This window comes from Ruegeria sp. BG9 (assembly GCF_056538305.1).
Window position 1 is genome coordinate 61423 of record NZ_JBQFSY010000007.1, and the last position, 25729, is coordinate 87151.

Below are 25729 nucleotides of genomic sequence, written 5' to 3' on the forward strand. Positions count from 1 at the left end.
TGGCGTAAGTGCGCTGGACCATGCGCCAAACATGCCGATCTGCGTGCCCGGAATTTGGCGGCATCTGAGGACCCAGAATAGATCCCGCGCCTAAAGTTCGACGTCCTGCAAAACCGGGACCGAATGCTTGTCGAGCAATCCTGACAGTTCCGGGCGGCATGATCCACAGTTAGTGCCCGCCTGCAAGAGCCTGCCGATTTCATCGACATCACCGATGTTCTGGGTGCCGATGGCCCGGACGATCGTATTAAGTCCGACCCCAAAACAGGAGCAGACGATCGGCCCGCCATCCTCGACGCCGTTTGCGGATCGTCCGGACAGGAGATGATGAGGTTCGGCATCGGGCAGGGTTGCAAGATACTCCCTCATTAAGGTCACAGGTTCTCGAGATACATAGAGAACGGCAAGAACGCGCGGACCGTCTGACAGTGCTATCCTGAACGACCCTCGCTTGTGGTCTTCGACCGATGTGGACAGGGCGTCCGGTAGTTGGAACCAGTCTCGGGCCGTCTTCTCCCAGTCGGAGGGCATCTCATAGCCCGCCAGCTCTGTTCTGTAGCCGTTTTCGGTTTTCGCCGTTGCCCGATACTCTGCCGACGGTGACGGAGGTGTCGCGGAGACTGCAAAACCGTACCAACCCGCCTTCATGGGTTGCAGGGACACAGCGGCGGCTTTGCTTTCGGGTTGGCCTGATACCGGGTCAGTAACGCCGGGTATCAATGCATCGACACGGGCCGAGGGGGCTGTTTCACCCGTCCAGTGGATCGGCGCGAACACCTGTCCGGGCGCGACGGCATCGGATGTCTTTAGTCGGAAGATACATGCCCCGACCGCGCTTTTGACCTCGACCAAGCTGTCGGGGTCTAGCCCGAGACGATCCGCATCATCCGGGTGAACCTCAATGAAAGGCTCAGCAAGGTGCGACGACAGGCGTGGTGACAGGCCAGTGCGGGTCATGGTGTGCCATTGGTCCCGTGTACGCCCGGTGTTCAGAAGGAACGGGTAGCGGTCCGAGGCCTTCGCCTCGGGCGGTCTGTGGCTGACCGCGATCAGGCGGGCTTTGCCGTCAGGGTGGAAGAACTGCCCGTCGCCAAAGAACCTCCCTCCAGTGCCGTCAGGCGTCACCGGCCAGCGGGTTGGCTGAAGTTCAGCATAGTCCTCGTCCGACAGGTCAGAATATCCGGAGATGTCGAAATCGCGCCCAAAGGGTTTGGCCACCAATGACAGGGCAGCGTATTCGCGGAAAATCTGCGCGGGCGAGGTATAGTCGAATGCCTCTTGCCACCCCATACGGCGGCCCACTTCGGCGAGGATATCCCAATCGGCCCGCGCATTGCCCGGAGGGGTCAGGACGGCGCGCTGGCGGCTGATCGTGCGGTCCGAGTTGGTGACGGTGCCGCTCTTCTCTGCCCATCCTGCTGCGGGCAACACGACATCTGCGACGCGGGCTGTGTCTGTGTGTTCGGTCAGATCGCTGACAACCGTGAAGGGACAGGCTTTGATGGCAGCCTGCACCCGGTCGGCCTCGGGCATGGTGACGGCGGGGTTGGTATGGATCACCCAGAGGGCCTTGATCTGCCCCCTCTCGATCTCTCGAAACAGGTCGACGGCTTTCAGCCCCGGTTTCTTGGGCATATTTGGTGCGGCCCAGAACTTCTGAACCGCCGTGCGGTGGCTTTCGTTTTCGATGTCCAGATGACAGGCTAGCATATTGGCTAGGCCACCGACTTCTCTCCCACCCATGGCGTTCGGCTGCCCAGTGACGGAAAACGGCCCCATGCCGGGTCGACCGATTCGGCCCGCGGCCAGATGGCAATTCAGGATCGCGTTGACCTTATCCGTCCCGCTCGAGGATTGATTGACACCCTGGCTGAAGATCGTGACCACGCGCTCGGTCCCGATCCACATGTCACAGAAGGCGTCGAGGTTTTTTTGATCCAGACCTGTCGCCCTTGGGTCGTCCTTTTGCGCAGCGGCCAGTGCGTCCGTGAACCCTGTCGTATGGCTCAGAAAACCCGCGTCGACCTGTCCGGTTTCGTGAATGCGGCCAAGCAGATGGTTGAACACGGCCACGTCGCCGCCCGGTGCCAGCGGTAGATGCAGATCGGCCTGATCGCAACTTGCCGTTCTGCGCGGGTCGATCACAATGATCCGGGTCCCACGCGCTTGACGTGCCGCCATGAGCCGTTGATAGAGAACCGGATGGCACCAAGCGAGGTTCGATCCGACAAGAACAACCAGATCGGCCTGATCCAGATCCTCATAGGTTCCGGGCACGGTATCGGTGCCAAAAGCGCGTTTGTGCCCGGCGACGGTGGACGCCATGCAGAGCCGCGAATTGGTGTCGATATTCGCTGAACCGATGAATCCCTTCATCAGCTTGTTGGCGACATAGTAGTCCTCGGTCAGCAATTGCCCCGAGACGTAGAAGGCAACACTGTCCGGCCCGTGCGCCTTGATCGCCGCTGAGAACCGATCAGCGACCAGTTGAAGGGCGTAGTCCCAGCCGACATCCTGACCAAACGCGCGCGGGTTTCGCAGCCGGTGGTCCAAGCCAACGGTCTCACCCAAAGCCAAACCCTTGGAACAGAGCCGACCATGATTGGCCGGGTGGTCCGGGTCACCACGTACAGCCAGCCCTCCGGCCCCGTCGGGGCGCAGCAGGACGCCACAGCCGACCCCGCAATAAGCGCAGGTCGAGCGGACCTCGGGCAGGCCAGTGCCGTCCATCAGGCGGCGCTCCGGTGAGAGACTGTGCTGGCATCCAACAAGATACGCCCGCCTTCGAGACGCACTGGATAGGTGGCGATCTGCCCCTCGTCAGCGCCCTGTGCCTGGCCGGTGTTCAGGTCGAAAACCCAGTTGTGCAGGGGGCAGGTGACCGATTGCCCATGCACGATCCCTTCGGACAGCGGCCCGCCTTTGTGGGGGCAGCTGTTGGTGGCGGCGAAGACTTCGGCCTCGGCGGTGCGGAAGACCGCGATACAGCCGATATGCGTTTTCACCAAACGCGCGCCACGCAGGGGGATGTCGTCGATATGTCCGATGTCGATCCAGCTCATTCAGCGGCCTCCAGTGTGAAATCTGCGATCGGCGCATAGGTCTGCGCCTTGTCCTTGACGTGTTCCGCCCAGGGGTCTTTGCGGTAGATGCTTTGGGACAGTTCGAACCGTTCGACCAGAGCGGCGCGGTTCTCCCGATCGTCCACGACCTGAGCCTTGACCCAGTCCATGCCCACCTTGCCTAACCATTTATACAAGCGATCCAGATACTTGCCGCCTTCTCGATAAGCCTGAGTGACGGCCATCACTACCTCAATCGCTTCGTCTTCGGTTGGAACCTGACACAGCAGCTCGGTCTCTTTGACGTCCATACCGGCGGCCCCGCCGATGCTGATCTGGTACCCTGAGTCCACGCAGACCACACCGATATCCTTGCAGGTCGCCTCAGCGCAGTTGCGCGGGCAACCTGACACCGCCAATTTCAGCTTGTGCGGGGTCCAGGAGCCCCACAGGATTTTCTCGAGCTTGATGCCAAGGCCGGTGCTGTCTTGCGTGCCAAAGCGGCAATGATCGGTGCCGACGCAGGTTTTTACGGTACGCAGCCCTTTGGAATAGGCGTGGCCAGAGACCAGACCAGCCTGGTTCAGATCCGACCAGATGGCGGGCAGATCTTCACCTTTCACACCCAACAAGTCGATGCGCTGACCGCCGGTGACTTTCACCGTGGGCACGTCGTATTTGTCCGCCGCATCCGCGATGGCACGCAATTCTTCGGGGGTGGTGATGCCTCCCCACATACGCGGGACAACGCTGAAAGTGCCGTCTTTCTGGATGTTGGCGTGCTTGCGTTCGTTGACGAAGCGGCTTTGCGGGTCGTCTTGATATTCCAGAGGCCAGTCGGCCAGCAGGTAATAATTGATCGCCGGACGGCAGAAATGGCAGCCATTCGGCGTTGTCCAACCCAGTTCTTGCCAAACGGCGGCCTGGCTTTTCAACTCCTGCCCTTTAATCAGTCGGCGCACGACCTCGTGGGTCAGGTCGGTGCAGCCGCAGATCGGTTGCGCCGTTGGCATTTGGAACTCATCACCCAGAGTGACCTGCAAAACTTGCTCAACCAGCCCCGTACATGTCCCGCACGAGGCGCTGGCCTTGGTGCTAGTACGCACGGCGCCCAGATCGCTGGAACCCGCGTTGATCGCTTCGACAATGTCACCTTTGCATACGCCGTTGCAGCCGCAAATCTCCGCCTCAGGCGGCAATGCTGCAACGGCTGAAAGAGGGTCCGCAGTGTCGCCCCCCTGATAGGCGGGCCCGAATATCAGCGTCTCGCGCATGTCTTCGATACTGGTGCCGTCCTTGATCAGCCCGAAGAACCAGCTGCCATCGGCAGTGTCGCCATACATAACAGCACCAATCAGGCTATCCTCTTTGATCACAAGGCGTTTGTAGACCCCGCGCGAGGGGTCGCGAAACACGATATCTTCTCGTCCCGGCCCGTCCGCGAAATCTCCCGCGCTGAACAAATCGCAGCCGGTGACCTTCAACTTGGTCGAGAGGGTTTTCTGAACAAAAGCAGCTTCTTCGTCCAATAGAGCCTGAGCGGCCACTTTCGCCTGATCATAGAGCGGCGCGACAAGGCCAAAGACCGCCCCGTCATGTTCGACGCATTCGCCCACGGCGTAGACATCCGGGTCCGAGGTCAGCATCTGGTCATCCACATGGATACCGCGCCCGGTGGCCAGACCGGCCTCTTGCGCCAGCGCCGTGTTCGGGCGGATCCCCACGGCCATGACCAACAGGTCACAGGGCAATTCGGTTCCGTCGTCCAGAAGCAGCGCGCGGACTTTGCCGTCTTGCCCGAGGATTTCTTCGGAGTTCGCCTGCAGGCAAATCTTGATGCCTTTGTCTTCCAGCGACTTTTTCAGCAGATAGCCTGCGGCTTCGTCCAACTGACGCTCCATCAGGTGGCCCATGATATGCACCACCGTCACGTCCACGCCATGCGCCGCCATGCCCGCAGCGGCCTCAAGCCCCAGTAAGCCGCCACCGATCACGACCACCTTGTTGTCGGGCCCCATGCCCATCATCCGCTGCGTATCTTCCAGATCACGGTAGGCAATCACACCCTCCAGATCATACCCCGGCAGAGGGATGATGAAAGGGTTCGACCCTGTCGCGATCACCAGCTTGTCGTAGGGAACGTGGCCGTTCTCACCCTCGACCACCTTCATCTCACGGTCGATCTTGGCAACCTGCTCGCCAAAACGGCAGGAGATGCCGCGCTGGGCATACCAAGCGTCGTCATGGGTGACGATCTCTTCATAGGTCTTCTCGCCCGACAGGACTGGGCTGAGCATGATGCGGTTGTAGTTCCCGCGCGGCTCGGCGTTGAACAGGGTGATGTCGAACGCATCGGGCGCGGCGTCGGTCAGGTGTTCCAGCACCCGACCCGAGGCCATCCCTGCGCCAATGACAACAAGTCTTTGCTTCATGATCTCACTCCGCTGCAATCGCCTTGGGGGCCGGTGTTTTTGGCTTGGCGCCGTGTTCATATTCTTCGAGGAAATCGAGGACCTCTTGCCGGTAGGCGTAGTAGTCCGGGTGCTCCAACAGTGCCTTGCGGGTGCGCGGACGCGGCAGGTCGACTTTGGTGATCTTGCCGATGGTTGCTTGCGGGCCGTTGGTCATCATCACCACGCGATCGGCCAGTAGGATCGCCTCATCCACGTCATGAGTCACACAGATCGCGGTGACCTTGGTGCGGGACCAGACCTCCATCAGGACTTCCTGCAATTCCCAGCGTGTGAGGCTGTCGAGCATCCCAAAGGGCTCATCCAACAACAGCAGTTTGGGAGACAGGGCAAAAGCGCGGGCAATGCCGACGCGCTGCTTCATCCCGTTCGACAGATCGCTTGCGGATTTGTCCATCGCATCAGCCAGACCGACCCGCTCCAGATAGTATTCGACCACGTCCTGCCGCTCGGCCATGCTGGCCTTGGGGTAAACCTTATCAACGCCTATCGCGACGTTTTCCTTGGCGCTGAGCCACGGGAACAGGTTTGGCGATTGGAACACCACCGCGCGTTCGGGGTCGGCCCCTTCGACATGGCGGCCATCCAGCTTGATTGCACCTTTCGAGATTTCGTTCAGCCCGGCGGCCATGGTCAGAACCGTGGATTTGCCGCAGCCCGAATGGCCGATCAGCGAGATGAACTCACCCTTGTCGATCTTCAGGTCGAAATCCTCGACCACAGTCAAAGGGCCTTTGGGCGTCGGATACACCTTGTGCAATTGCGAGAAGTCGAGGAAGCGGTTCTCGATCATCCCCTTTTGCGCCTCGGCCACCGCCGTCGGTACGCCATGGATCGGGGTGACATCCGGCAGGATACGAGAGCCTTCGACCTTGGCCTCGATTCCTACATCCATCAGGTATTTGGTGACGTTGGCGCGGAGGCGTTTGAAGGTTTCGTCGTTGTTCATCGCACCCCGTTCTCGTGGGCGGGGGATCGAAACGCGAAACTCCTGCCCCAGGGTCCCATCGGGGTTCAATGCAATGATCCGGTCGGCCAGAATGATCGCCTCATCCACGTCATTGGTGATCAGAACGCAGGTCTTCTTGTCGGCTTCCCAGATGTGTTCGATCTCATCGGCCAGATTGGCGCGGGTGAGCGCGTCCAGCGCCGACAAAGGCTCATCCAGCAGCAGAACTTCGGGGTTCATCGACAAGGCGCGCGCCACGTTGACCCGTTGGCGCATCCCGCCGGACAGTTCTGCAGGGCGGCGCGCCGCGGCATGGCTGAGACCCACCATCTTCACATAATGCGCGACTTTCTCGGCTTTTTCGGCCTTGCTGAGGCCGGGGAAGACCGTATCCACCGCCAGGCCTACATTGCCGCTGACCGTCAGCCATGGCATCAGCGAGTAGTTCTGGAAGATCACGCCACGCTCAGGGCCCGGCCCCTTGATCGGAGTACCTTTGAACGTGACCTCGCCCTTGGTTGGCGTATCCAGACCGGCCATCAGGTTGATCAGGGTCGTCTTGCCAGTGCCCGAGAAGCCGAGGATCACCAGAAACTCACCCTCTTGCACGTTAAGGTCGATGCCTTTCAGCACATCGGTGCGTGCGGTGCCTTCACCGAAGGATTTCGAGGCGTTCTTGAAGCTCAGAATGCTCATCTCGATCACCGGTTGTTTGTGAAGGTAAACAAGGATTGAAGCGCGTACATCACGCGATCCAGCAGGAAGCCGATGATGCCGATGGTGAATACTGCGACCATGATCTTGGCGAGCGAGCTGGACGAGCCATTCTGGAACTCATCCCAGACAAACTTGCCCAGACCGGGGTTCTGCGCCAGCATTTCCGCGGCGATCAGAACCATCCAGCCGACGCCCAGCGACAGGCGCAGGCCTGTGAAGATCAGCGGCAGGGCAGAGGGCAGCACCAGTTTGGTGATCTTGGTATAGGTGTTCATTTTCAACACCTTGGAGACATTCACTAGGTCCTTGTCGATGGAGGCTACACCCAGCGATGTATTGATCAGCGTGGGCCACAGCGAACACAGGGTGACGGTTATCGCAGAGATCAGGAAAGACTTGGCGAACCAGCCGTCATTTGTGACGTAAACGGCTGAGACGATCATGGTGACGATCGGCAACCAGGCCAGCGGAGACACCGGTTTGAAGATCTGGATCAGCGGGTTCAGCGCAGCATTGGCGGTCGGAGACAGACCGGCGGCAATGCCAAGCGGCACGGCGACCACTGTGGCGATGAGAAAGCCGAAAAACACCGTTTTGATCGAGGTCCAGATTTGCTGGTAGTAGGAGGGCGCCCCGGTAAAGGCGACTTCCTTCACCTTTTCGGGCTGACCGGCATCAATGAACTTTTGGTTGCGCTTTTCGACCATCGCTTCGAATTTGGCGCGCTTGGCGGCCTTGGCCTGTGCGTCTTCGTTCAGGCTGACCATTTCGCTCCAAACCTGCGCGGGTCCGGGGACCGCACCAAGCGAAGTCTGTACTTTCGGGGCCAGCGTGGCCCAGAGCAGCAGAAAGGCACAGATCGACAGCAGGGGAACGATCAACAATCGCCAAATCTCGGTCATCTGGGCGCGTGGGTTGTCTCCTGCGGCGGCCTTTAGGACGGGCGTAGCCCAGCTGAGGCCCAACACCTGGAACCACTTGTCGGCTGCGTTGATGCGGGTGAAAAGGCGGGCGCGACGTTCCTCGCGGGCGGCGTCTGCGTTGAATTCGGGATCGACCGTTGTCATCTGATGTGTCCTTGCGATGGCGGGGCACTTTGGGGTCCGCGCCCGACGAGGCCGGGCGCAGGTTTTCGGGATTAGCCTTGCACGTCCGAGCCGACGATCGTCTGACCGTCTTTCAAACCGATGGAGAGGCTTTCGAGATAGGCGTTGGGAGTGCGGCCGTCATAAGCGATGCCGTCGATGATATCTTCGGCCGGAGTCGGTGCTTTGTAGCCGTCGCTGTCCCACGGGAAATCAGCCTCGTTCGCCAGCCCTTCGTCGACCAGCAAGCGCGCGGCCTCAAGGTAGATCTCGGGCTTGTAGACCGACTTGGCGACTTCGTCATACCAGCTGTCGGGCTTGGCCTCGGCGATCTGACCCCAGCGGCGCATCTGGGTCAGGTACCAAACCGCGTCCGAGTAGAACGGGTAGGTCGCATTGTAGCGGAAGAACACGTTGAAATCGGGAACCTCGCGTTTGTCGCCTTTTTCATATTCGAACGTGCCGGTCATCGAGTTGGCGATGACGTCATAATCCGCGCCCACATATTCCGGGCGGCTGAGGATCTCGACCGCCTCGGGGCGATTGGCGTTGTCGTTTTCATCCAGCCACTGTGCCGCGCGGATCAGCGCCTTGGTCACGGCCAGAGTGGTGTTTGGGTACTCTTCGGCGAACTCGGCTGTGATGCCGAAGACCTTTTCAGGGTTGTTCTTCCACAGCTCATAGTCGGTGATGACGGGAACACCGATGCCTTTGAAAACGGCCTGTTGGTTCCACGGCTCGCCCACGCAATAGCCATAGATCGTACCGGCCTCCAAAGTGGCGGGCATTTGCGGCGGAGGCGTCACAGATAGAAAGACGTCCGCGCCGATCTGACCGGTCACGTTTTCGGGGCTGTAATACCCCGGATGCAGACCACCAGCGGCTAGCCAGTAGCGCAGCTCGTAGTTATGGGTCGAAACTGGGAAGACCATGCCCATGTTGAACGGCTTGCCTTCGGACTTGTATTTCTCAACGACCGGTGCCAAGGCCTCAGCACTAATCGGGTGCTGCGGGCGACCGTCATCCATCTTTGGGATATTGGGCTTCATTTCTTCCCAAATCTCGTTCGAGACGGTGATGCCATTGCCGTTCAGGTCCATCGAGAAAGGCGTGATGATATGGGCTTCGGTCCCGTATCCGATGGTCGCCGCCAAAGGCTGACCCGCCAGCATATGCGCGCCGTCCAGCTGCCCGCCGATCACGCCGTCCAGCAGCACTTTCCAGTTGGCTTGCGCTTCCAACGTCACGAACAGACCCTCTTCGAGGAAGTAGCCCTGTTCGTAGGCGACGGCCAACGGGGCCATATCCGTCAGTTTGATAAAGCCAAAGGTCAGCTCGTCTTTTTCCAGTTCCAGCTCGGCCAATGCCGGAGAGGCAAGCGCGGTAGACGCAACAAGGCCCAGAAGTAGCTTTTTCATCTCGTTCCCTTTCGGTTCAGCCCAATCGCTTTGGGCAAACAAAAAAGCCGCCGACACACACCGCCGGGAGGATTGGCGGGTGGTCGAGCGGCTCTGCTCTTAGTGGATGCCCATTTCGGCGGGCGAATTCTTACGGTGGGCGTCGTTGCCTGCCGTTGACCCGATTAAGCCTTGTCGGGTTTGGGTCGTCATCCTTTTTTGGCATTTCAGAGGTACTTTTTCTGCAATGCAGCACTATCGAATGCTGCACTGCAAAAAAATTAGGCAATCTTAGGCGGTCGGCTCGAAAATGCGCCGGTCGAAAAAGACATTCGGGGGTAGAATCAGGCTGCCATGGGTTGAGGCCACAGCGGTAGAAGTGGGTAGTGCGCCCTCCAGCTTTTCCGAGGCGCCTGGTGATTCCACGCCCAGCCCTTGCAGTTCACGACGATAAAGATCGCTGCGAAAGACCTTGGCGGCCTGACGCTCGGCGGTTGTGACATCCAGCCCGTTTCGCAGGGCCAATTGATGCGCAATCCATTTCGCCTGGCTGCGCCATGGGAAGGTGGCGGCCCCATCAAAGAACTCGACGAACCCCTCAAGATGGCGCTGTTCGCCGCGGGCAGAGATCGTGAACTCTCCCATCAGGGCGCGGTCGATCAGTTCGGGCGAGACGTTGAGATAGGATTTGCGGGACAGCATCTCGGACGCGGTTGTGCGGCTGTCTTCACTTGATAGCCAACGCCCGGCGCGCCAGACGGCCCGCATCAGACTGCCGAGGAGATGCGGCTCGGTCTCGGCCCAGTCGTTGCGCACGGCCAGCACCTTTTCCGGCGCGCAGGTCCAGATCGCCTGGCCCGGTAGAAGTAGGGTAGCGACATTGTCGTCGACCGCGAAGGATCCCCAGGGCTCACCCACGCAGAAGGCGTCGATTTCTCCTCCTGCGAGCGCCTGCGCCATCAATGGCGGCGGTACGGTTCGGATTTCCACCTTTTTCGAGGCCAGCGGGGTTCCCGCCACCCAGTAGCGCAGCAGTTCGACATGCATCGAGAAAGGGAAGGGCACACCAAAGACCAGAACGTCTCCGGCGGCTTTTGCCAATGCTGCGCCGGCTTTGGCGGCATCGGCGAAATCAAAACCATATCCCTGATGTGCTAGCCGCCCGGCCAATTGCGTGCCAATTCCAATCACGGTTCCATTCATCGAAAGCACCGACACGGCCGAAAGCGGCGTTGCGATGCCGCCCAGTCCCAAGGCCATGGCAACCGGCACCGGAGAAAGCAGATGCGCTGCATCGACATGTCCAAAGGCCAGCATGTCGCGCAGGGACGACCAGGATGGGGCAGGGCGCAGATCCAGCGAAACGCCCTCGGCATGGTCGAACCCCATTTCGCGCGCGACAATTAATGGGGCGGCATCGACCAGCGGCATGTAGGCCACGGGAAGGGTGACGGTCCTCATGACAACAACCCCGAGGCCGTAACCAGCGCCTCGGCAACCTCGGCCACCCTGCGGTTCTGGTTCATCGCGGTTTTGCGGAGCAGGGCATAGGCCTCATCCTCGGGCACGCCTTTGGCTTTCATCAACAAGCCTTTGGCGCGGTCGATCACCTTGCGTTCGTCCAATGCGCGGCGAGTTTCAGCCAGTTCCGTCCGCATCTGGCGCAGGACCTGAAACCGAGCGATGGCCGTGTCGATCACCGGCTTGATCCGCTCGGCCTGAAGGCCGTCGACCACATAGGCCGAGACACCCGCCTCAACAGCGGCTTTCGCCAACCCTCCGGCTGCTCCGGACACAAACATGGCGACGGGACGCTCCAGTGGGCCGGTCGCGACCGTTAATTCCTCGAGCATGTCGCGCGACGGGTTGTCGATATCAATCAGGACGATATCGGGGCTGTGAGTGGCAATTTTACGTGCCAGTCCCGAGGCGTTTCCGATCACGAATACATCGACATCGCCGGACTCCTTCAGCGCATCCACGATGGCAAAGGCCCGGTCTTGGTTTTGTTCTACGACAACAACTGTCAGGTTCTGGCTCATACGGAGTCAGTTGGGCGCGCTGCATGGGGTTGGCAACAGATCGATTGCTGCGCTTGCAAAGGGACCACAAGTGTAGATCAATTTTTGGGCGAACAACGTCTGAGTGCGTATTCTTCAGGCAATCACAGGGCGCAGCTATTGGGATTGCCTAGGGGTCAAACGCGTTCGTTCGATACAGTCGCCGCATCAGAGTCGGGGTCAGGTACATCGGAATCTGGTAGGCCCCTATAAAGACCATGATCGGCGCAATGACCTCGGGCGGCAAAGCAACAAAGAACAGGGCAATATTGCGATTGCCTGCGATCAAAGAAATAGCCGTCGCTTGTGCTGGTGGGCCGCGCCTGCGCAACAGGCTGAACATCACGGCCTGAGCGCCAAAGTTGATCACGCAGGCAAAAGCGACCCAGAACAGCGCGATGCGGGGGGCCTCCAGTGCCGTCGCGCTGAGCGATGGCATCAGGCCAATGACAAAGACAGCCAATGTGATCGCGCCCAGCCCTTCAAGATTGCTGAGCGTGGACGCGGACGGGTTTCTGAGGACAGTCAGGCGCAAGACGATCGCGGCGGAGGCCGCAATGGCGATGGTCAGGAACAAGTGGGCCGAGGCACCGGTGACGGCGCGAATATCCTCTAGCTCTGGCATGAGCCAGAAGACGGGCAGCGCCGTCAGGGGCAAAAGCGCGGTTCCCACCACCACCAGCCGCACTGCGTGTTCCGCCGGGTGACCCATCATAAGGCACATGTTCGGGCTGCCGGAAATCGAGGGCGCTGCGGCGACGATGAGCAGTGACAGGAAGATCGGCGAACTCATCCAGCCAGCCGTGTATCCAATGGCCAGAAGCGTCAGCGGCACCGCAAGTTGCAGTGCTGCAATCGTGCGGATCACGCTGCGCAGGTCTGACAGCGAGCCAATGAGTGTTTTTGGCTCCATCCTCAGGACGGTCACGAACAGAAGCACCATGACGAGCGGCGGCAACAGCGGGCGCATCGGTTCGGCGAGGCTGGGCAAGAGCAGACCGGCAACCAGCCCCGCGACCAGTACAATGGGGCCATTGCGGGCCGCCAGATGTAGCGGGTTCAAGTGGCGCTACTCGCCGGGGCTCTGGCGCAGGTTCTCGGGCAGCCAAGTGGCCAGCTCAGGGAACCAGATCAGAACAAATACCATCAGCACCATGATCAGGAACATCGGAATGGCGGCGCGGGCGATATAGCTCATCTCGTGGTTGGTCATGCCCTGCATCACGAACAGGTTGAACCCAATGGGCGGCGTGATCTGCGCCATCTCGACGACAACGACGATGAAGATGCCGAACCAGATCAGGTCAATGCCCGCATCGCGGATCATCGGCTCGACCACGGCCATGGTCAGCACGACTGAGGAGATACCATCCAGAAAACATCCCAGAATGATGTAGAATACCAGCAGCACCATCAGCAGCTCGAACCGTGTCAGTTCCCACCCGGCAATGAGGTCGGCGAGGCCTCGGGGCAGGCCAGTGAAGCCCATCGACAACGACAGGAAGGCCGCGCCTGCAAGGATCAGGGCAATCATCGCGCTGGTGCGCGTTGCGCCCATCAAGCTTTCGGTGAAGGTCTTCCAGTTGAGCGAGCCTTGACCGGCGGCCAGCAACAGCCCTCCGATCACGCCAAAGGCGGCGGCTTCGGTCGCAGTGGCATAGCCCAGATACATCGAGCCAATCACCACCGTGATCAGCAGTATCACCGGTAGCAGGAACCGAGAGTTGTGGATTTTTTCGCGGAAGCTCAGCTTGGCTTCGACGTTGGGCTGCCAGTCCTTACCAAGTTTCGAATAGATCGCGACATAGCCCATGAACATCGCGGCCAGAACGAGGCCGGGCAAGATGCCGGCAAAGAACAGTTTGGTGATGGATTCATTGATGGTGACACCATAGACGATCAGCGTCAGTGAGGGTGGGATCATCAGGCCCAAAGTAGCCGCTCCGGTCAGAGTGCCGATGATCATGCGTTCGGGGTAGTTGCGCTTGCGCAGTTCCGGGATCGACATCTTGCCCACGGTGGTCAGCGTGGCAGCGGATGAGCCGGAAACCGCAGCGAATACCGTGCACCCGACGATATTGGTATGCACCAACCCGCCGGGAAGAGGGGCCATCCATGGCGAAAGCCCTTTGAACATATCCTCGGATAGTCGCGTTCGATACAGGATTTCCCCCATCCAGATGAACATCGGCAGGGCGGTCAGGGTCCAGGACGAGGACGCGGACCAGATCGTGGTTATCATGACATCGCCGACGGGGCGGGTCGTGAACAGCTCCATCCCGACCCAGGCGACGCCCATCAGGGCAAGGCCGACCCAAACGCCGGTGCCCAGCAGGGTGAAGAGGACGAAGATGAACAGGATTATGATCGACAGGTTTTCCATGCGCTCATTCCCCCTGGCTTTGGTCGGCCAGATCGGGGGTAATGCGGTGATCCCCCTTGAACAGCACGTGGAGCAGATGGTCGGTTAGTGCGATCGCGAGGATCACGGCGCCGATCAGCATGGCGGATTGAGGAATCCACAGGGCAGTTCTGTCCTGCCCCTGACTGACATCGTTGAATTTCCAACTCCAATAGACAAAGCGGTAGGCGTACCAGCAGAAATACCACATGACCGCTGTGCCGATGGCGAAACACCAGATTTCCAGAACACGCCTGAACCCGTCTGGAACAGCGTTCAACAGGATGGACACACGGATATGGCTGCCTCGGTTCAGTGCATTGGCGAAAGCCAGAAAGGACGCGGCCGCCATGGCGTAGCCGGCATAGTCGGGCGCGCCGGGAAAGACCTCTCCGGTCCAGCGGGCCAGCATCTGCACCACGATCAGCAGCAATATGGCGATCAGGCTCAGTGCAGCCAGAACGCCTGCGGCCTGATAAATGAAATCCAGAACGGACCGAAGCCCACGCATAACCGCCATACTGTCCCCGCTTGGTTTGCTTTTTTTGAGATGGTGCGGGCGGCAGAAGGACCTGCCGCCCGATTTGGCGTTATTGCTGCGCGGCGTTGAACGCATCGACGATGGCTTTGCCCTCGTCGCCTGCAGCCTCAAGCCATTCATTGGTCATGGTGACGCCGATTTCTTTTAGCTCACCCACCATCTGGTCAGAGGCCGGGCCAACGGTCATGCCACCATCGCGCAGACCCTGCAGTGTGAAGCCGGTATATTCCTTGGCACGCCAGTTGCCGGCATATTCGGCCAGTTCCGCGCAGGCTTTGATGACGTTCTTGTTGGCGTCAGACACACCCGACCAGACGTCCGAATTGACCATCACGTAGTTGCGCGGCAGCCAGGCGTCGACTTCGTAGAAATAGTTCAGGCTTTCCCAGACCTTGCGGTCATAGCCGGTCGACCCGGAGGACACCATCGAGTCCGCCACACCGGTAGCAAAGGCCTGGCTGATCTCGGCGGCTTCAATCGTCACCGGCAGCATGCCCGTCAACTCGGCCAGACGCGAGGTGGCGTTGTTGTAGGAGCGGAACTTGATGCCCTTCATATCGGCGACCGAGTTCACCTCATTCTTGAAATACAGTCCCTGCGGCGGCCAAGGCACGGCGTAAAGCAGCGTCAGGTTTTGCTCGGCCAGCAGGCTCTCGATCGAGGGCTTGGCCGCTTCCCACAGCTTGGCGCTGTCGTCAAAGGACGTGGCAAGGAAGGGGATCGAGTCGAAGCCGAACAGCGCATTTTCGTTCTGGTGTCCGGACAACAGGCGCTCGCCAATCGGGGCCTGCCCGGTCTGGATCGCGCGCTTGATATCGGCGCCTTTGAACAGAGAACCCGAGGGGTGGGTCACGATCTCAATCTCGCCGCCGGTTCCGGTTGTTACACATTTGGCGAATTCAGCACCCGTGGCCGAATGGAAATTCGAGGCCGAATAGGCCATCGGCATGTCCCATTTCTCGGCCACGGCGGGGGCGGCCGCTGCGGCGGTCAATGCGGTTGCCGCAAGAAGGCTGGTGAGTTTCTTCATGATAGTCTCCCTATTGTTATGCGTTGGACTGGCCTTTTGAGCCAATTTATTCATGTTGCGAACCGTGCTGGCGCGTAGACGCTGGTATCGGTGTTTGGCGTGCGCCCTGCGATCATCTGAGCCAGCAAACGGCCGGTTTTTGGGCCGCCGGTCAGGCCGATATGGTGGTGGCCAAAGCCCATATAGGCACCGGAAATACCGGGAACCTCACCGATGATCGGGATCGAGTCCGCAGGGGCCGGTCGGTGCCCCATCCATTCAATTTCCTCCTTCCATGTCACGCCGGGCAGGGCTGCTCGGGCGTTCTTGCGCAGCAATTCAAACGGCGCGCGTGAGGGCGGAGCGTCCAGCCCGCCAAATTCGACAATACCCGCCAACCGTATGCGCCCATCCATCGGTGTGGCAACAAATTTACCGGAGGCCACCATGACCGGGCTGCGGGGCATGGCCGATGGTTCAACCAGTTCCAGATGGTAGCCGCGCTCGCTTTCCAGCGGGACCGTGATGCCCAGCCGTTTGGCCAAAGGCCCGGACCAGACGCCCGCGCTGACGATGGCCGTGTCGCAGGAGATGGTCTCGCCGCCCGCGCGCACGCCGGTGACTTTGCCTGCTTCACGTATGACATCCTCAACCTCGGCGCGCAGAATGCGCCCGCCATTGGCCTCAACATGGGCGGCAAGGTCTTTCACATAGCGGCCCGGATCTCTGATATGGCCGTGATCCGCCAGCCGGGTCGCAAATGAGATGTCGCGACTGAAGACAGGGTCATAGTCATGCAAGGCCTGCCCTTCGAGCTCATCCCAGTGAAACCCATGCTTGCGCCGGATGCCCCACCCAAAGGCGTCCCCTTCGAAATGAGCCCGGTCGCGGTAAAGGAACAGATAGTCCGACGGGAGCAGCCATTTCTCCGCCCCTGTCCCTTCGGCTAGGGCCTTGTGGTCGTTCAAACTGTCGCCAATGATCGGAGTCAGGGCGGCGGCGATCCGGTCTACCTCGTGGGCTTTTGCATGGCTCAGATAACGGGTCAGCCAAGGCACAAGCTTGGGGAGGTAACCCCATTTCATGAACAGCGGCTCAGATGGGCTGAACAGCATGCGAGGGGCTTTGCCTAGCAGGCCCGGCACTGTCACCGGAACGATTGAGCAGGAGGCAAGTACCCCGCCATTGCCATGAGACGTCCCCTCGGCAGGTCCTGCTTTGTCAATCAGGATTACATCATGTCCATCCCGCTGCAGCCAGACCGCGGCCGAGACGCCGACAATCCCGGCGCCAATGATGGCAATGGTTTTCTTGTCGCTCATGCTGCCCCCGATTTTTCGACCGCATAGTGGTTGAGCTTGGCCAGATCCGGCTTGCCGCCCAGTCCGGGGTCGTCTGGCACGATGACTTGACCGTTCCGCACCTCGAAAGGGGTTTCGAGGATATCTTCTTTCAGAAAATAGCTGGCCTGATAGAACTCACAGCCCAATGTGATCTCGGGCGTTGCGGCGATCATGTGGGTACCGGCCAGATGGGCCAAGCCTGCTTCGAACATGTCGCCGCCATAGGCGCTCAACCCATGGGCGGCGGCCATGCGGGCGACCGTTTGACCCCGTGTCAGACCGCCAGACTTCATGATCTTGATCGAAACGCCATCGCAGATCCCTTCGTTTGCTGCGCGCTCCATGTCCTCGGGGCCAAAGACGCTTTCATCGGCCAGCAGAGGGACGTCGATCATCTGCTTCAGCTGGGCCATCATGCCAAAGTGCTGCGCCCGTACCGGTTGTTCGATGAAGTCGGGTTGAAACTGGGCCACGTCGCGCACCTGCGCCGGGGCGTCCTCGATGCTCAGCCCCTGATTATAGTCCACGCGGACGGCCATCTCGGGGTGGTTCTGGGCCAGATATTCAAGCCGCATGATGTCGAACGCATGATCCTTGAACCCTGTCTTGAGTTTCACGATGCGAACGTCGTCATCATGCAATCGCGCCATCAGGTCGATATCCTGCGCGAAATCAGGATTGGCGATGGAGCAGCTCAGCGGGATCGCATCACGGCACTTGCCGCCCAGCAAGGCCCAAACCGGCAGTGAGGAGATGCGGCCAGTCAGGTCCAGTAGAGCGGCCTCCAACGCGGCTTTGGCCTCGGTGCAATGGGCGACTGCATAAGCGGCCTGGGCCATGATCGCGGCCCGGTCGGACAGGCGCGCGCCTAAAACCAGCGGGCGCAGATAGCGGTCCAGCGCGGCAAACGTGGCCTCGGGCGTGCCGGTAAACACCGACCAGGGCGAGGCCTCACCAAACCCCTGTGTGCCGTCCTCAGCGGTCAGTCTGAGGATGACGACCTCGCAGACTCCTTCGACGGAGCCGATGCCGTGATCCCGACGCGATGTCACCGGCAGCGCAAGGTGCCACAGATCATAGCCCGTAATTTTCTGTTGTAGATCAGACATCCCACCTCCGGTCAGGACGCAGCCTGCCTTGACCAGAATATCATTTCAAATACTATATCTTGCTTATACTATCAGGAAAAATGATGATCTAATGTCCCTCAGATTTCGTCAGTTACAGGCTTTTCACGCGATCATGGAGACCGGGACAGTCACTGGCGCCGCGTCAGTGCTTGGCATTTCGCAGCCGGGTATAAGCAATCTTCTGTCTCAGCTAGAGCGCGAGGCGCGATTGCCATTGTTCGAACGCACTAAAGGACGCTTGCTGCCAACGCCCGAGGCCGAGCTTCTTTATCGTGAGGTCGATACCGTGGTGCGCGGGCTGGATCACGTGGCGCAGGCGGTTACGGATTTGCAGAACAAACACCCCGGCCAATTGCAGGTCGCCGCCCCGCACATGCTGTCCTTCGGCTTCATGCCGCGCGAGATTGCGCGATTCTCGCAATCCCGCCCCAATCTGTCGGTCAGTTTTCAATCGCAATATTCGTCGAAGATTCAGGAATGGGTGACGTCGGGCCTGTTCGAGATCGGCATTGTCGAGATGCCCATTCTGCACGATACCCTAAATGCAAAGGTTTTTCGGTTTGAAACGCTGGCGACGTTTCCCGAAAACAGCCCTCTGGCCGCGCATGAGGTCCTGACGCCGGAACTGCTTGAAAAGGAGCCCTTCATAGTGATGGGGCCGGAGCATCAAACCCACCGCCGGACGCGCGAGGTATTCCAGAAGGCCGGGTGCGATTGGCGGACAAAGATCCACACGCATTTGTCGGAAAACCTGCTCAGCTTCGTCAAGGAGGGCATGGGTGTAGCCCTAATCGACCCGTTTACCGTCTCATTCGATGGCGAGGACGGCTATCGAACCCGGCAGTTTCAGCCGCCTGTGATGCTGGATCTTGCGGTCATCACCGCCAAAGGCCGCCCGCTCTCCGCCATTGGGCAGGCGTTTCTGGCGCAGTTGATGACCTCGATTGAGACCTTTGCCGAGGGCGTGGTACCTGACGAACGGCAGACGAGCGGATAACGCTGTTGGCAAGTCGCATGAGGATGTGAAACTGTCGGGCGAATTCGACGCTCAGAACGCAGGAGGAGGGCAGATGATCGCACAGGGGGGGAAATCCATCTACGGAGCGTCGGTGGGTATTTTGATGCTCGACGCGCGGTTTCCGCGCATTCCGGGCGACATGGGCAACGCGACGACCTGGCCGTTTCCGGTGCTGTATCGGATCGTGCGCGATGCCTCGCCTGACCTTGTTGTGAGGCGTGGGGCCGAGGGCATGTTGAGCGCGTTTGTCGATGCAGCCCGTGACCTTGTTCGCGATGGCGCGGACGGCATCACCACGAATTGCGGTTTTCTGTCCTTGTTCCAGCAAGAATTGTCCGAGGCCGTTCCGGTTCCAGTCGTGACCTCGTCGTTGATGCAGGTTGAGATGGTCAATCGCACCCTCCCAGCTGGAAAGCGTGCTGGGGTCCTGACCATCTCGGCCTCGACCCTGACCGAGGATCATTTGCGAAAAGCACAGGTGCCCGAAGGAACGCCGATCGGAACGACGGAAGGGGGGCAGGAATTCACGCGCGCAATTCTGGAGAATGAGGAGTCTCTGAATGTCGAAAAGGCGCGCGCTGACAATGTCGAGGCGGCTTTGCGGCTGCAAAAAAACCACCCTGAGCTTGGCGCAATCGTTCTGGAATGCACCAATATGTGCCCCTATGCGGCCGATATTCAAAGTGCGACGGGGTTGCCTGTTTTCTCGATTGTCAGCTTTGTGACGTGGTTCCATTCCGGTCTTTTGCCGCCAAGGTTCTGAAAACGCGGTACGGCACTCGGTTGGGAAAATTAAATAATAACAATGCATAAGACAGAAATTTTCTGCCCTCGCGTCAATTACTAAAAATTTAGTTTGACAGATGCGCGGTAAATCGCTGATGTTGGTTGCCATCCGGTTCGCGCCGGAATCCATAGTTTTTGGGAGGAAACAGATGCGGAGACATCTACTTTCCGCAGTGGCGGCGGCTGCCGTCATTGCGGGGCACGGTCCCGTTTGGGCCGACGAAGCCGCAGCACAACGTTGGATCGACGACGAATTCCAGCCATCGACTCTGTCGAAAGACGAACAGATGGGCGAGATGAAGTGGTTCATCGAAGCTGCACAGCCTTATGCGGGCATGGAAATCAACGTTCTGTCAGAAGGTATTCCAACGCACTCGTATGAATCCGAGGTGCTGACCAAGGCGTTCGAAGAGATCACCGGGATCAAGGTCAACCACCAGATCCTCGGCGAGGGCGAAGTGGTTCAGGCGGTTCAGACCCAGCTGCAGACGGGCCGGAACCTCTATGACGGTTACGTCAATGACAGTGACCTGATCGGGACGCACTCTCGCCTGCAACTGGCCTATCCGCTGACCGACATGATGGCAGGCGACTGGGCGGCGACAACCTCGCCGACGCTGGATCTGGATGACTTCATGGGCATTCAGTTCACCACCGGTCCGGATGGCAAGCTGTATCAGCTGCCCGACCAGCAGTTCGCGAACCTCTACTGGTTCCGCAAAGACTGGTTCGATGACGAGGCCAACAAGGCCGCCTTCAAAGAGAAGTATGGCTATGACCTTGGCGTTCCGGTCAATTGGTCCGCTTACGAAGACATTGCCGAATTTTTCACCAACGACGTGAAAGAGATCGACGGTGTGACAATCTACGGTCACATGGACTACGGCAAACGCGCGCCTGACCTTGGCTGGCGAATGACCGACGCGTGGCTGTCGATGGCCGGTGCCGGTGACGTGGGTGAGCCGAACGGTATCCCCGTTGACGAGTGGGGCATCCGCATGGAAGCGGGCACCTGTAACCCTGTCGGGGCCTCCGTCTCGCGCGGTGGTGCGGCCAACGGTCCGGCTGCGGTCTACGCGATCCGCAAGTGGGATGAGTGGCTGCGGGCATACGCTCCTCCGGGTGCGGCGTCTTATGACTTCTACCAGTCGCTGCCAGCGCTTAGCCAAGGCAACGTGGCCCAGCAGATCTTCTGGTACACCGCCTTTACCGCTGACATGGTGAAGCCGAAGTCCGAAGGCAACAACACCGTGGACGACGAAGGCACGCCGCTGTGGCGGATGGCGCCCAGCCCGCACGGCCCCTATTGGGAAGAAGGCCAGAAGGTCGGCTACCAAGACGTGGGCTCCTGGACGTTCCTTAAATCGACCCCCGAGGATCGTGCCCAGGCGGCTTGGCTCTATGCTCAGTTCGTGACGTCGAAGACTGTTGACGTGAAGAAGTCCCATGTGGGTCTGACCTTCATCCGCGACAGCTCGGTCAACCACGAGTCGTTCACCGAACGCGCACCCAAGCTGGGTGGTCTGGTCGAGTTCTACCGCTCACCTGACCGTGTGGCATGGTCGCCGACCGGCATCAACGTTCCGGATTATCCGAAGCTGGCCCAAATCTGGTGGCAGCAGATCGGTGACGTGAACTCGGGCGCCTTCACCCCGCAAGAGGCGATGGATCGTCTGGCCGAGGAAATGGACATCACCATGGCCCGTATGCAGGCCGCGGATGAAAGTGCCGGTGTCTACGGTGGCTGCGGCCCACGTCTGAACGAGCCGCAGGATCCTGCCTTCTGGCTGGAGAAAGAGGGCTCGCCCAAGGCCAAGCTTGAGAACGAAAAGCCGCAAGGCCAGACCGTCAACTATGACGAACTGGTTCAGCGCTGGCAGTCTCAGTAAGCGATTGAAACCGGGGGTGCCGATTGCGGCATCCCCATCCCAAGACCAAGACAGCGCATGGCGCTGCGGGATCGGAATTCACGGACATGATCGAACTTAAAGACGCGACCAAACGGGTCGGGAACGTCATCCATATCAAACCCACATCCCTGACGCTGCAGACCGGCCATTTCAATGTGCTGCTGGGTGCGACGGGATCGGGCAAGACCTCTCTGATCAAGATGATGGCCGGGCTGGACCCGATCGCCTCGGGCAAGGTCTTCATGGATGGGCAGGATGTGACAAAGCTGAACACGCAGAAGCGGCAGATCAGCCTGGTCCACCAGTTCTTCGTGAACTACCCTCATATGACCGTCTTCGACAACATCGCCTCGCCCCTGCGCGTTGCCGGGATGGCGAAATCCGAAATCGAAGGGCGCGTAGAAGAGGCTGCCGACCTGTTGCAACTGCGCCCGATGCTGCATCGCCGCCCGCACGAACTGTCTGGTGGCCAGCAACAACGCACCGCCTTGGCCCGTGCGATTGCGAAAGAAAGCCGCGCCGTATTCCTGGATGAGCCGCTGGCCAACCTCGACTACAAACTGCGCGAAGAGCTGCGTGAGCAGTTGCCCGATCTGTTCGCCGGGCGTGGCGCCGTGGTGGTCTATGCGACCTCGGAACCCGAAGAGGCGCTCTTGCTGGGTGGACATACCGCATTGATGGAAGACGGGTATGTGACGCAGTTCGGCCCGACGGCTGATATCTACCGCAATCCCGAAAATCTGGCTGCGGCACGCGTATTCTCGGACCCGCCGATCAACGTGGCGCGTATCACGGTATCCGGCGCACAAGCGCAGCTTGCCGGAGGCGGCGGCTGGGCGGTTCAGAATATGGCCGATGGCGAATACATGGTCGCCGTGCGTCCGCATCGCGTCACTCCAATCCGGACATCTGAGGCTGACGTTGAACTGACAGGCCGCGTGATTGTGACCGAACTGTCGGGATCGGATTCCAGCGCGCATTTCCGGCATGGCTCGGACGACTGGGTGTCTTTGGCGGCAGGGGTTCACCCCTATCAGGTCGGCGAGGATCACAGTTTCTACATGAACCCGGCGCATTGCCGGTATTTCGGCCAAGACGGCCAAAGGGTGGCCTGACATGGCACAGATCAAGCTTTCCAATCTGCGACACAGCTACATGCCCGCGCCGAAAGGCCCCGAGGACTATGCGCTGAAAGAAGTCGATGTCACGTGGCGCGACGGCGGAGCTTATGCGCTGCTGGGGCCGTCTGGCTGCGGCAAGTCCACTCTGCTGAATATTATCTCGGGGCTGCTGACGCCGTCTGAGGGGAAGATTCTGTTTGACGGTCAGGATGTTACGGCCCTTCCACCCGATCAGCGCAACATTGCGCAGGTGTTCCAGTTTCCTGTGATCTACGACACGATGACCGTCGGTGAAAACCTGGCCTTTCCCCTGAAAAACCGAGGCGTCGACCCCGCCAAGATCAAACGGCGCGTCGATGAGATCGCCGAGATGCTGGACGTCACGGACATGCTGAACACCCGCGCCAGCGGCCTCAGCCCGGACAACAAGCAGAAAATCTCGATGGGGCGCGGGCTGGTGCGCGATGATGTGAACGCGGTGATGTTTGACGAGCCGCTGACCGTGATTGACCCGCATCTGAAATGGAAGCTGCGCTCGAAGCTGAAGGAACTGCACCAGAAAGTGCAGGCAACCATGATCTATGTGACCCACGACCAGACCGAGGCGCTGACCTTCGCGGATGAGGTGGTCGTGATGCAAGACGGCGAAGTCGTTCAGATCGGCACACCTGTTGAGCTGTTTGAGCGCCCGCAGCACACTTTTGTTGGCCACTTTATCGGCTCCCCCGGCATGAATGTTCTGCCCTGCGACGCCAAAGGCGACCGGGCTGTGTTTGAGGGCCATGAAGTGATGCTGGAGGGTCCCACCCATGGCGACGGAGGACGCACCGATCTGGGTATCCGCCCGGAATATGTGGGCTTCGGCGATACCGGCATTCCGGCGCATGTCACCAAAGTGTCCGATATCGGTCGCCACTATGTGGTCAGCGCGATGGTCGGCAATACGGCCCTCAAGGCCGTGACCGAACATTCTGTGCCTGAACCGGGCTCAGAGGTCTTCCTGCAATTCAAACCAGAACAATCTCGCGTTTACCGCGACGGCTGGATCGCAACCGAGGAGCGCAGCTGATGAGAACAGAAAACCAAAAAGCCTGGTTCTTTGTCCTGCCGGTGCTGGCACTGGTCGCGTTCAACGCGCTGGTGCCGATGATGACGGTGGTCAACTACTCGGTGCAGGAAACCTTCGGCAACAACCAGTTCTTTTGGGAAGGTCTGGGCTGGTTCGAGCAAATCCTGCGCTCGGACCGCTTTCAGGCCGCGCTGGGACGGCAGTTCCTGTTCACCTTCCTGATCCTTTTGATCGAGGTGCCCTTGGGCATCATCGTCGCCCTGTCGATGCCGCGCAAAGGGTTCTGGGTGCCGGTCTGTCTGGTCCTGATGGCCCTGCCGATGCTGATCCCTTGGAACGTGGTTGGCTCGATGTGGAACATCTTCACGCTGCCCAAGATCGGCCTGCTGGGCTACTTCCTGAATGACGTCCTGGGCATCAACTATGACATGACGCAACAGCCTCTGTCGGCTTGGATCACGGTCGTCGTCATGGATGTTTGGCACTGGACGTCGCTGGTTGTGCTGCTGTGCTACGCGGGCCTCGTGTCGATCCCGGACGCCTATTATCAGGCGGCGAAGATCGACGGCGCCAGCCCGTGGTCGGTGTTCCGCTATATCCAACTGCCCAAGATGAAGACCGTCCTGACCATCGCCGTTCTGCTGCGCTTCATGGATAGTTTCAACATCTATACCGAGCCTTTCGTTCTGACCGGCGGTGGCCCGGGCAACTCAACTACCCTGTTGTCGATCGACCTTGTGAAGATCGCGCTGGGACAGTTCGACCTTGGCCCTGCAGCCGCGATGAGCCTGATCTACTTCGCTATCACGCTGCTGGTCAGCTGGGTCTTCTACACTCTGATGACAAAGGATGACGCGCAATGAAGAAGCGGTCTCTTATCCCGATCCTCTATATCGCGTTTCTGATGCTGCCGATCTATTGGCTGGTAGCGATGTCCTTCAAGACCACGAATGAGATCCTGTCGGGCTTTTCCCTGTTCCCCCAGACCTTCACGCTTGAGAACTACACCACCATCCTCACCGATCCGACGTGGTACTGGGGCTATATCAACTCGATCATCTATGTGACGATCAACACGGTGCTGTCGGTCTGTGTGGCCTTGCCTGCGGCTTATGCGTTCTCGCGCTATCGGTTTCTGGGCGACAAGCAGCTGTTCTTCTGGCTGCTGACCAACCGGATGGCTCCGGCTGCGGTGTTCGCGCTGCCGTTCTTCCAGCTCTATTCCTCGATAGGGCTCTTTGACACCCATTTGGCCGTGGCTTTGGCGCATACGTTGTTCAACGTGCCGCTGGCGGTGTGGATTTTGGAAGGGTTCATGCGGGGTATCCCGAAAGAGCTGGACGAGACCGCCTATGTCGACGGCTATTCCTTCCCGCGCTTCTTCGTGACGATCTTCCTGCCCAACATCAAAGCGGGCGTGGGTGTGGCGGCGTTCTTCTGCTTCATGTTCTCGTGGGTCGAGATGCTGTTGGCCAAGACGCTTACGGCGGTTGAGGCCAAGCCCATTGCCGCCGTGATGACTCGTACTGCATCCAGCGCGGGGTATGAATTGGGCCTGCTGGCAGCTGCCGGAACACTGACCATCATTCCCGGCGCCATCGTCATCTGGTTTGTCCGCAACTACATCGCGCGTGGTTTCGCGATGGGACGTGTATGAGGT

At 59.6% G+C, this 25729-nt stretch carries 21 protein-coding genes; 7 read left to right on the top strand and 14 right to left on the bottom strand.

The window, feature by feature from the left end; all coding sequences use genetic code 11:
- Positions 1-90: 90 nt before the first annotated feature.
- From ACR0I8_RS13125 to ACR0I8_RS13190, 14 genes are all read right to left on the bottom strand, one after another.
- Positions 91-2730 (bottom strand): nitrate reductase, encoded by a 2640-nt coding sequence (locus ACR0I8_RS13125; RefSeq protein ID WP_170689044.1) that lies wholly within the window; start codon positions 2728-2730, stop codon positions 91-93.
- Positions 2730-3062: a nitrite reductase small subunit NirD gene (gene nirD, locus ACR0I8_RS13130; RefSeq protein ID WP_170689045.1), complete on the bottom strand. Its 333-nt coding sequence runs from the start codon at positions 3060-3062 to the stop codon at positions 2730-2732. Before nirD ends, ACR0I8_RS13125 begins: the two co-directional genes overlap by 1 nt.
- On the bottom strand, positions 3059-5494 hold the full coding sequence (nirB, locus tag ACR0I8_RS13135) for a nitrite reductase large subunit NirB (protein WP_170689046.1): 2436 nt from the start codon (positions 5492-5494) through the stop codon (positions 3059-3061). The genes nirD and nirB overlap by 4 nt, the downstream gene beginning before the upstream one ends.
- Positions 5495-5498: 4 nt before the next feature.
- Positions 5499-7178 carry an ABC transporter ATP-binding protein gene (locus ACR0I8_RS13140; RefSeq protein WP_170689047.1) on the bottom strand — a complete coding sequence of 560 codons (1680 nt, stop codon included), beginning with the start codon at positions 7176-7178 and terminating at the stop codon, positions 5499-5501.
- Positions 7179-7183: 5 nt separating this feature from the next.
- Entirely contained in the window at positions 7184-8266 is a 1083-nt protein-coding gene (locus tag ACR0I8_RS13145; protein ID WP_170378572.1) for an ABC transporter permease, read from the bottom strand.
- A 71-nt stretch (positions 8267-8337) separates the two neighbouring features.
- Positions 8338-9702 carry a CmpA/NrtA family ABC transporter substrate-binding protein gene (locus ACR0I8_RS13150; protein WP_170689048.1) on the bottom strand — a complete coding sequence of 455 codons (1365 nt, stop codon included), beginning with the start codon at positions 9700-9702 and terminating at the stop codon, positions 8338-8340.
- Between the two features lie 270 nt (positions 9703-9972).
- A complete protein-coding gene (locus ACR0I8_RS13155) occupies positions 9973-11142 on the bottom strand; it encodes an ABC transporter substrate-binding protein (RefSeq protein WP_170378570.1) in 1170 nt (389 codons plus the stop codon).
- On the bottom strand, positions 11139-11723 hold the full coding sequence (locus tag ACR0I8_RS13160) for an ANTAR domain-containing protein (RefSeq protein WP_170689049.1): 585 nt from the start codon (positions 11721-11723) through the stop codon (positions 11139-11141). Before ACR0I8_RS13160 ends, ACR0I8_RS13155 begins: the two co-directional genes overlap by 4 nt.
- A 148-nt stretch (positions 11724-11871) precedes the next feature.
- Positions 11872-12804: a hypothetical protein gene (locus ACR0I8_RS13165; RefSeq protein WP_170689050.1), complete on the bottom strand. Its 933-nt coding sequence runs from the start codon at positions 12802-12804 to the stop codon at positions 11872-11874.
- Between the two features lie 6 nt (positions 12805-12810).
- Positions 12811-14124, bottom strand: a complete 1314-nt coding sequence (locus tag ACR0I8_RS13170) for a TRAP transporter large permease subunit (protein WP_170378567.1) — start codon at positions 14122-14124, stop codon at positions 12811-12813.
- A gap of 4 nt (positions 14125-14128) precedes the next feature.
- Positions 14129-14653 (bottom strand): TRAP transporter small permease, encoded by a 525-nt coding sequence (locus ACR0I8_RS13175; protein ID WP_419738744.1) that lies wholly within the window; start codon positions 14651-14653, stop codon positions 14129-14131.
- A gap of 79 nt (positions 14654-14732) precedes the next feature.
- The gene (locus ACR0I8_RS13180) at positions 14733-15713 is read right to left on the bottom strand and encodes a TRAP transporter substrate-binding protein (protein ID WP_170689051.1); all 981 of its coding nucleotides are present in this window, start codon (positions 15711-15713) and stop codon (positions 14733-14735) included.
- 50 nt (positions 15714-15763) lie between these two features.
- Entirely contained in the window at positions 15764-17014 is a 1251-nt protein-coding gene (locus ACR0I8_RS13185; RefSeq protein ID WP_170689052.1) for an NAD(P)/FAD-dependent oxidoreductase, read from the bottom strand.
- Positions 17011-18144, bottom strand: coding sequence for an enolase C-terminal domain-like protein (locus ACR0I8_RS13190; RefSeq protein WP_170689053.1), 1134 nt, complete (start codon positions 18142-18144; stop codon positions 17011-17013). Before ACR0I8_RS13190 ends, ACR0I8_RS13185 begins: the two co-directional genes overlap by 4 nt.
- 91 nt (positions 18145-18235) lie before the next feature.
- On the opposite strand from ACR0I8_RS13190, the gene ACR0I8_RS13195 reads away from it, so the two are divergent.
- The 7 genes from ACR0I8_RS13195 (at position 18236) to ACR0I8_RS13225 (ending at position 25726) form a co-directional block, all read left to right on the top strand.
- The gene (locus ACR0I8_RS13195; RefSeq protein WP_170689054.1) at positions 18236-19162 is read left to right on the top strand and encodes a LysR family transcriptional regulator; all 927 of its coding nucleotides are present in this window, start codon (positions 18236-18238) and stop codon (positions 19160-19162) included.
- 73 nt (positions 19163-19235) lie between these two features.
- The gene (locus ACR0I8_RS13200; protein ID WP_170689055.1) at positions 19236-19946 is read left to right on the top strand and encodes an aspartate/glutamate racemase family protein; all 711 of its coding nucleotides are present in this window, start codon (positions 19236-19238) and stop codon (positions 19944-19946) included.
- Positions 19947-20118: 172 nt separating this feature from the next.
- Positions 20119-21858, top strand: a complete 1740-nt coding sequence (locus ACR0I8_RS13205; protein ID WP_170378557.1) for an ABC transporter substrate-binding protein — start codon at positions 20119-20121, stop codon at positions 21856-21858.
- A gap of 86 nt (positions 21859-21944) precedes the next feature.
- The gene (locus ACR0I8_RS13210) at positions 21945-22994 is read left to right on the top strand and encodes an ABC transporter ATP-binding protein (protein WP_170461603.1); all 1050 of its coding nucleotides are present in this window, start codon (positions 21945-21947) and stop codon (positions 22992-22994) included.
- Position 22995: 1 nt separating this feature from the next.
- Positions 22996-24069, top strand: a complete 1074-nt coding sequence (locus ACR0I8_RS13215) for an ABC transporter ATP-binding protein (RefSeq protein ID WP_170689056.1) — start codon at positions 22996-22998, stop codon at positions 24067-24069.
- Positions 24069-24932: a carbohydrate ABC transporter permease gene (locus ACR0I8_RS13220; RefSeq protein WP_085807799.1), complete on the top strand. Its 864-nt coding sequence runs from the start codon at positions 24069-24071 to the stop codon at positions 24930-24932. The genes ACR0I8_RS13215 and ACR0I8_RS13220 overlap by 1 nt, the downstream gene beginning before the upstream one ends.
- Positions 24929-25726 (top strand): carbohydrate ABC transporter permease, encoded by a 798-nt coding sequence (locus ACR0I8_RS13225; protein WP_170378551.1) that lies wholly within the window; start codon positions 24929-24931, stop codon positions 25724-25726. The genes ACR0I8_RS13220 and ACR0I8_RS13225 overlap by 4 nt, the downstream gene beginning before the upstream one ends.
- Positions 25727-25729: the final 3 nt, after the last annotated feature.